1 pseudogene is annotated in these 1,869 nt (G+C 48.0%); it reads right to left on the minus strand.

Annotation, left to right across the window (positions count from 1 at the left end):
- Nucleotides 1-1,855 (minus strand): annotated as a pseudogene (locus tag NXS99_RS09140) (hypothetical protein); the annotation flags it as partial.
- Between the last annotated feature and the right edge of the window lie 14 nt (nucleotides 1,856-1,869).

The raw sequence follows: 1,869 nt of genomic DNA on the forward strand, positions 1-1,869 counted from the left end.
CAGAAGAACCAGGAACAACAGGCGTACCCGACGAACCAGCAATACCACCAAGCAGTGGGATCAGCAGCAACGGAGTAAACGGAATAACCTTCTTCACCCAATCAGGCACCTCAGAAGAACCACCAGGATTACCTTCCTCAGTCACGGTCACCGTGACAGTACCAGGCTTCGCAGGAATACCATCCTTGGTCTTACCACCAACATTTACTGGAGTAGGAGTCTTGGTGAAACCATCCTCAGGAGTAAAGGTCACATTACCCTCAGGATCAATCGTCCAAACACCCTCACCAGGAATCTTCAGCTCCTTCTTAGGATCACCAGTTGGATCCTTCGGATCAACAAAACCAATGCTCTCAGGATCCACACCAGGAATATCCTTGAAAGGCTTATCCGTAGTCACAGGCTGACCAGGCTTACCAGTCTTGCTCTGCGAAGGAATCTCAGGAATCACCACTGGAGAATACTTAGCCTTATACAGCTGACCATTCTCATCATTCGCCAAGATTTCAACAGGAGTTGCCTTACCAGCAAAATCCTTCTCAGGAACAAAGGTAACAACACCAGTACCATCAACCGTGTACGTACCCTGACCAGGAACTTCAAGTACACCAGTCTTTGGATCAGCACCAACAAGCTTGAATACCTTATTCTTACCCTTCAACGCTGGGAACATCTCTTCAGGAGTCTTACCAGCATCAGCAGGAATACCATCGACAGCAGGATCCTTATCAGAAGAACGCTGCGACTTATTAATCACACCATTCGTCGTTGCATCCTCACCAGCAACAGCCTTATCAGGATTTGCAAACGGATCAGCAATAGGAATGATCGTCACCGTACCAGGCTTCGCAGGAACACCATCTTTGGTCTTACCACCAACATTTACTGGAGTAGGAGTCTTGGTGAAACCATCCTCAGGAGTAAAGGTTACCTTGCCGTCAGGATCAACAGTCCAAGTACCCTCACCAGGAATCTTCAGCTCCTTCTTCGGATCACCAGTTGGATCCTTCGGATCAATCAAACCAATGCTCTCAGGATCCACACCAGGAATATCCTTGAAAGGATTATCCGTAGTCACAGGCTGACCAGGCACGCCGGTCTTGCTCTGCGAAGGAATCACAGGAATCACAACAGGAGCATACTCAGCCTTATACAGCTGACCATTGTCATCATTCGCCAAGATTTCAACAGGAGTTGCCTTACCAGCAAAATCCTTCTCAGGAGTGAAAGTTACAACACCCTTATCATCAACCGTGTACGTACCCTGACCAGGAATTTCAACCTTACCTTCAGCGTCTGCACCAACCAGCTTGAATACTTTATTCTCACCCTTCAATGCTGGGAACATCTCTTCAGGAGTCTTACCTTCATCAGCAGGAACACCGTCGACAACAGCATCCTTATCAGAAGACTTCTGGGTCGAACCAATTACATCAAATGTCTTGGAGTTTTCACCAGCGACAGCTGTATCAGGATTTGCGAACGGATCCTTTACAGGAATCACTTCAGGTGTGTAGGTCGCAGCATACGTACCAGTAACCGCACCCTCAGCATTCTTCACCGACAACGTCACCGTTGCAGGATCAGCAACACCAACAAAACCCTTCTCAGGCGTAAAGGTCACAACACCATCAGCATCAACCTTGTACTCGCCCTGACCAGGAATAACAACCTTACCATCAGCGTCTGCACCAACAAGCTTAAATTCCTTGGTCTTATCAGCAGCAAGCTTCTCTACTACTGGGAACATCTCCTCAGGAGTCTTACCGGCATCAGCAGGAACAAATGCAGTAGCAGCATCCTTATCAGAAGACTTCTGTGGCGTATCAACCAAACCGAAGCTCTTAGAATCCACACCAGCAACAGGCT

It is taken from the genome of Corynebacterium sp. HS2168-gen11 (assembly GCF_024834075.1).
In the GTDB taxonomy this organism is placed as follows: Bacteria; Actinomycetota; Actinomycetes; order Mycobacteriales; family Mycobacteriaceae; genus Corynebacterium.